Source organism: Caulobacter sp. B11, from assembly GCF_002737765.1.
GTDB lineage: Bacteria > Pseudomonadota > Alphaproteobacteria > Caulobacterales > Caulobacteraceae > Caulobacter.
Genome location: NZ_PEGG01000062.1, coordinates 1 through 6,217 on the forward strand (window position 1 = coordinate 1; position 6,217 = coordinate 6,217).

4 protein-coding genes and 3 pseudogenes are annotated in these 6,217 nt (G+C 66.6%); 2 read left to right on the forward strand and 5 right to left on the reverse strand.

All coding sequences use genetic code 11. From position 1 onward, the window contains the following. Window positions 1-392 (reverse strand): annotated as a pseudogene (locus CSW58_RS04045) (M20/M25/M40 family metallo-hydrolase); the annotation flags it as partial. 179 nt (window positions 393-571) lie between these two features. Here CSW58_RS04045 and purU point away from each other — a divergent pair. Beyond that, window positions 572-1,414, forward strand: a complete 843-nt coding sequence (gene purU, locus CSW58_RS04050; RefSeq protein ID WP_099446409.1) for a formyltetrahydrofolate deformylase — start codon at window positions 572-574, stop codon at window positions 1,412-1,414. Window positions 1,415-1,416: 2 nt separating this feature from the next. Here the strand turns inward: purU and CSW58_RS04055 are convergent, their stop codons facing one another. Beyond that, on the reverse strand, window positions 1,417-2,322 hold the full coding sequence (locus CSW58_RS04055) for a glycosyltransferase family 2 protein (RefSeq protein WP_099446410.1): 906 nt from the start codon (window positions 2,320-2,322) through the stop codon (window positions 1,417-1,419). 258 nt (window positions 2,323-2,580) lie between these two features. After that, window positions 2,581-3,075: an FKBP-type peptidyl-prolyl cis-trans isomerase gene (locus CSW58_RS04060; protein WP_099446411.1), complete on the reverse strand. Its 495-nt coding sequence runs from the start codon at window positions 3,073-3,075 to the stop codon at window positions 2,581-2,583. 160 nt (window positions 3,076-3,235) lie between these two features. Here CSW58_RS04060 and CSW58_RS04065 point away from each other — a divergent pair. Continuing rightward, a pseudogene (locus CSW58_RS04065) lies at window positions 3,236-4,101 on the forward strand (UTP--glucose-1-phosphate uridylyltransferase). A 33-nt stretch (window positions 4,102-4,134) separates the two neighbouring features. On the opposite strand, the gene CSW58_RS04070 reads toward CSW58_RS04065, so the two are convergent. Further along, window positions 4,135-5,949: a tetratricopeptide repeat protein gene (locus tag CSW58_RS04070; protein WP_143755069.1), complete on the reverse strand. Its 1,815-nt coding sequence runs from the start codon at window positions 5,947-5,949 to the stop codon at window positions 4,135-4,137. A 130-nt stretch (window positions 5,950-6,079) separates the two neighbouring features. After that, a pseudogene (locus tag CSW58_RS04075) lies at window positions 6,080-6,217 on the reverse strand (threonine ammonia-lyase); the annotation flags it as partial.

Here is a 6,217-nt window from a genome sequence, read left to right on the forward strand (position 1 = left end):
GCTGAGGGTGGCGCGGGCCAGGTCGGGCGCCGCCGCCAGGGCCAGGGCCAGGAAGCCCTTCATGTCGCAGGTTCCCCGGCCATAGAGCCGGCCGTCGCGCGCCGTCACCACGAAGGGATCGCTGGTCCAGGGCTGGCCGTCCACCGGCACCACGTCGGTATGGCCCGACAGCACCACCCCGCCCTCGACCGCCGGTCCGATACTGGCCAGAAGGTTGGACTTGGTCCCGTCCAGATTGGGCACCGGCGGCTGGCGACGCCCAGATCGGCCAGATAGGCCTCGACCCATTCGATCAGGGCCAGGTTGGAGCCGCGCGAGGTGGTGTCGAACCCCACCAGGGTGGACAGCAGGTCGATCGCGCGGCGCGACAGGTCTTCCGAGGAGGAGGTCATGACCCGACCCTAGCAAGGCCTTTGCCGCGACGGCAAATTTCGCGGCCGCTCGTCCAGCGATATCGTGCGGCCGAGGCAGGTTTATCCTTTCGGCGGCCTCCTGGCGCCGGGCCTGTGCACGATTTGACTAGCCGAGGCCTCTTCCCATGGCCCCGCCCTGCCACTAGACGGAACGGACCATGATCCTGACCCTCTCCTGCCCCGACCAGCGCGGCATCGTCGCCAAGGTCTCGACCTTTCTGTTCGAGCGCGCCTGCAACATTCTCGACGCCCAGCAATTCGACGACCAGGAGACCGGGGTCTTCTTCATGAGGGTGGTGTTCGACGCCGACGGCGCCGATCGAGAGGGCCTACGCGCGGCCTTCACGGGCCTGGCCGCCGGCCTGGCCATGCGCTGGACGATGCGCGACCGCAGCGAGCGCTACCGGGTGATGATCCTGGCCAGCAAGTCAGACCATTGCCTGACCGACCTGCTCTATCGCTGGCGCATCGACGAACTGCCCATGGACCTGACGGCGGTGGTCTCCAACCATTCGGTCGAGACCTATGAGCATATCGATCTGAGCGGCCTGCCGTTCCACCACCTGCCGGTGACCAAGGCCACCAAGTTCGAGCAGGAAGCCGAGCTCTGGAAGCTGATCCAGGACACCCGGACCGACATCGTCGTCCTCGCCCGCTACATGCAGGTGCTGTCCGACGGGCTGGCGGCCAAGCTGGAAGGGCGGTGCATCAATATCCACCACTCGTTCCTGCCGGGCTTCAAGGGCGCCAAGCCCTATCACCAGGCCCATGCGCGCGGCGTCAAGGTGATCGGGGCCAGCGCCCACTATGTGACCGGCGACCTCGACGAGGGCCCGATCATCGAGCAGGACGTCGAGCGCATCAGCCATCGCGACACGCCCGAGGACCTGGTCCGCAAGGGCCGTGACATCGAGCGTCGCGTGCTGGCCCGCGCCCTGCGCTGGCGGCTGGAAGACCGGGTTCTGCTCAACGGCCGCAAGACCGTCGTGTTCACCGACTGAATTCAGTCCGCGCCCACCAGCGGCAACAGACCGGCCTCGACCAGGGATTCAGGACCGGTGAACCGGCGGGTCATCGGCCCGATCAGGGATCGATCGCCCATTTGCTTGAAGGCTTCCTGCAGGAAGCGATATTCCACCGAGCCGTTATAGTACTGGCCTTCGGTGACCGCGGTCTCGACCTTGGCGGCCAGGCCCGGATAGAATTTGAAGTGGGCCAGGGCGCAGGCCAGAATTCCATCCGGCGCCTGGTTGATGCCATGATCGCCCATGCGCAGGATACCCGCGCCTTCCTTGATCAGGGGCACTTTCCAAAGGGCCGCGATCTTGGGCTTGTCGCTGTAGATCTCGCGGACCCGCGCCTGGTGTTCCCGATAGAGCATGCTGAGAAGACGGTGACGGATACCGGCCTGGAACACCTTGGGGGTGCCCCTGCCCTCCCAGCGAAAATAGGGGCCGACATCGAAAAAGGGATTGCCGGCGAACGGGCTCAGGGCGGGATCAAAGTCATGATGGCCGAGGGTTTCGCCGTAGCAGTCCACCATGGGCGCCGTCGCATAGGTCCGCCCGGCCGCGTCCAGGATCTGGGTGAACGCCTGGATCGTCGAGACCCCGGGCGGCAGGACGAGAAACTCGTCCGCGTCCACGACAAGAACCCAGCGGTCCTTCAAGATCTGCTTGGGCAGGTTTTCCTTCAGGAATGACGCCAGCCGCCGCGGGGTGCCGTCCGGCTTGAGGCCGAACTGATCCTCGAACCGGCTGTCAGAGCGAAGAAGGGTGCAGTCGGGCTGACCCTCGAGAAAGGATCGGAAAGGTTCGTCCGACCGGTCATCATAGATGACGAAGTGCGCGAAGCCGAGATTGCGGTAGTGCTCGAAGAAATGCGGACCGAAATAGGTCTCGTCCCGCATTATTGCAAATATGCTAATATTATCACGCGTAAGGGGCGCGCGCGTTTGACGACCCGCGCCGCTATCGAAGCACTCATGATATAATCTTTGCCGCCATAAGCCTGCGCTCGCTTGCTGAACAGAGCAGCCTAGTGGGATTCTGGCGCGCTCCACCTGAAGGAGGCCGCTCGCGGGCGATTCGCCCCGAAGGTCTTTTGCGAGACCTTTCAGCGACCCGGCCTGGACGCGGACAGACTTTGAGCCGACTTTGAGCCGACGCTAGCCTTGCTGAACGCGACCTTCCGCCGGCAGCACGTCGATCAGTTCGATGCGGAAAATCATCACGCTGTTGCCGGGAATGGGCCCCTTGTCCTGGGCGCCGTAGCCGAGCGCCGGCGGCACATAGAGGATCCATTCGTCGCCGGGACGCATCTTGACCAGAGCGGTCTGCCAGGCGGGCACCAGCCCGTTGAGCGGGAACGAGGCCGGGACGCCGCGCTCGTAGGAACTGTCGAACACCGACCCGTCCAGCAGCTTGCCCTCGTAGTGGACCTTGACCTCGTCGACGACGGCCGGCTTGGGGCCGGTCAGCGGGCCCGACTTGACGATCTTGTACTGCAGGCCGTCGGGCAGGGTGATCACCCCAGGCGCCTTGCTGTTCTTGGCCATGAACGCCTCGGCGGCGGCCTGGTTTTCCTTCTGGGCCTGGCTGGGTCCGCAGGCGGAGATCCCGAGACAGGCGGCGAAGGCGAGAATGAGGGCGGGAACACGCATGTCGATTTTCCTGGCGGCGCCGAGAGTCCGCTTGGCGTAGCAGGACCACCGCGAACATCAATCCTTGTCGGCGCCATAAGGCCGTCCCCGACGAACAGAGGTGGCGAAACAGGTTCGCGCCCTTTAGAAATCGCCCGCGAGAGTCCAATCAGAGGCGTCCATGAAATCCGTCCGCAAGGCTGTTCTTCCCGTCGCCGGCTTTGGCACCCGCGTGCTGCCCGGCACCAAGACCACCCCCAAGGAGCTGCTCAACGTCGTGGACCGGCCGATCCTGTCCTACATCGTCGAAGAAGGACGCGCGGCGGGGATCGAGCACTTCATCTTCGTCACCGGCCGCGGCAAGGGGGCGATCGAGGACTATTTCGACCATAATGTGGAGCTGGAGGCCGCGCTCGAGGCCAAGGGCAAGACCGACCTGCTGGAGGCTCTGCGCGCCGAGCTGCCCAATCCGGGCGAGATGAGCTTCGTGCGCCAGATGGCCCCGCTCGGCCTCGGCCACGCTGTCTGGTGCGCCCGCGACATCGTCGGCGACGAGCCCTTCGCGGTGATGCTGCCCGACATGGTGATGTCGGCCCAGGTTCCGGCCCTGGCCCAGGCGATCGAGGCCTATGACCAGAAGGGCGGCAATATTGTCGTCGTCGAGCCCTGCCCGAGGGCCAGGCCCATCAGTACGGCATCGTCGCCCTGGACGGCCGCGAGGGCCGCCTCAACCGGATGACCGGCATGGTGGAGAAGCCCGCCAAGGGGACCGAGCCGTCCAACCTGTTCATTTCAGGCCGCTACATCCTGCAGCCGGAGATTTTCGATCTGCTGGCCCGCCAGGGCAAGGGGGCCGGGGGCGAGATCCAGCTGACCGACTCCATGCTGGCCCTGCTGACCCGCCAGGACTTCCATGCCCTGGAATATGACGGCGAGACCTATGACTGCGGCGACAAGATCGGGCTGCTGCGCGCCAATGTCGGCCTGGCGCTGAAGCGTCCGGACCTGGCCGACGCCGCCCGGGCGGCGATTCTTTCGCTGCTATAGCGCTCCACCGCGCGCCTGACCCCCGGCCAGGGGTCAGGACTCCTGGGGAGATTCGGCGGGGACGCTGTAGGGCGTCGGGGCTTCGCCGGCCACGTAGCGGCGGACCATTTCGACATAGGCCCGTTCAATGGCCCGCGTGTGCCGGACGGCGTCGAACAGCGGCGAGGTGGCGCGGTTGTCGACGATCCTCTGGCGTAGGCCCCGCAGCGCCCGCGGATCGGTCGCCAGATGGATGGCCGTCGCCTGGTAGGCCTCCAGGCTGGGCGCGACCAGTTCGGGAACGCCCATGGCGTACAGCAGGCTGACCGCGCCGCGCCCGGCCGGGGTGGGTCCGGCGCAGGTCAGCAGCGGCACGCCCGCCCACAGGGCGTCGCTGGCCGTGGTGAAGGCGGCGACCGGCAAGGTGTCGAGGCATAGGTCCGCCAGCTGAAGCCGGCGAAGATGCAGCGAATGGCTCAGCTTGGGAGCGAAGATCAGTCGCTCCGGCGCCACGCCCCGCGCCACGGCTTCGCGCATCAGATTGGCGCGGGCCAGGTCGTTGGTGGCCAAAAGCCAGAGTACGCTGCCGGGAACGGCGTTGAGCAGGTTCGCCCAGATGTCGAACATCCGGGGCCCGAACTTGTAGGCGTTGTTGAACGAGCAGAACACGAAGGCGTCCGGCGGCAGTCCCGCCCCCGCGCGGGTCACCGGGGCCGGATCGATCACCCGGTTGGCGTCATTGGGCTGGAAACAGTCCGGCAGATGCACCAGCCTCTCGGTGGTGTAGGGCTGGAAGTCCAGCGGCGCGACCAGGGCGTCGGCGATCACATAGTCGATGAACGGCACGCCCATCGTGCCCGGGAAGCCCAGATAGTTCACCTGCACCGGGGCGGGCCGATAGCCGAGGATCTCGGGCCGGGCGCCCTCGGTATAGCCCTTCAGATCGATCAGCACGTCGAGGTCCAGATCGGCGATCAGTTGGGCCGCGTCCCGGTCCGACAGGGCCTTGATGTCGATGAAGCGGTCGAAGGCCGCGGCCAGTCTCTGGCGGGTCGGGCTGTCGTCGTCGCGGCCGTAGGACAGACCGATGACCTCGAACCGCGCCCGGTCATGGGCCTCCATCATCTGGACGACCAGATAGCTGGTGGCGTGGGCGTGAAAGTCGGCGGAAATGTAGCCGATCCTGAGGCGGCCGTCGGACCGGTCGCGCGGGGCGGCTGGACTCACATGGGCGGTCGAGGGCCGCACATAGGGCGCGCCCCAGCGGATCGCGCAGTCGAGTTGCTCCTGACCCGTTGAGTCGAGCGCCAGCATGATGAACGGCGGCACGCGTTCACCGGCCAGGGCCAGGGCCCGCAGACGCGCGTCGTCGGCGCCCCAGTCGGACCAGTCGCAGACCAGTCGCTTGGCGGCGATATGGGCCCGGATGGCCCGGGACGAGTCGGGACTGAGCGCCCGGGCCCGAGCCAAATGAAAGATCGCCCGCTCGCTGTCGCGAACCCGGGTGAACAGACCGCCCAGACGCTGCTGCACCAAGGCCGAGGCCGGGCGCAGCCGCTCGGCGTCCTTCAGGTGCTTCAAGGCTTCCGTGAACTGGCCGCGACCGTTCAGGCTGCTCGCCAGGTTGAGACGGGGCTCGATCTCGAGCGGGGCCGCCGCGATGGCCTTGAGGAAATAGGCCTCGGCCTGGTCGCGCCGACTTTCGCTCAGGGCGATCACCCCCAGCAGGTTGATCGCCTGCCAGTGGCCCGGGGCGAGCCGAAGCAGGGCCGCCAGGGTCGCCTTGGCGCCCGCCGGATTGCCCGCCTTGTGAAGAGCCGCCGCGCGCTGGGCCAATCCCTGTAGTTCGAGCGATTTACCTCGGGCCATGACCTCTACCTGCGTCGATCTTCAACGGGTCGCGACGGCGACCGTCTGTCAGCCGTCCGACGGCGTGTGTGCTGGATTAGACGTTCGCCGGAGCCTGCCGCAAGCGCTTGCGAGCTCCGGAGTCGGGGGTCTAGACCGAGCGGGGCGGATAGCCTTTTTCCCGCAGGGCGTCGATGATCTCCTTGGGTGTGCTGGGCGTCGCGGGTCTCGATCGTGATGTCGAACTCCGCCCCCTGGCCGGCACATCGAGCGCCAGGCGGTTGTGGTT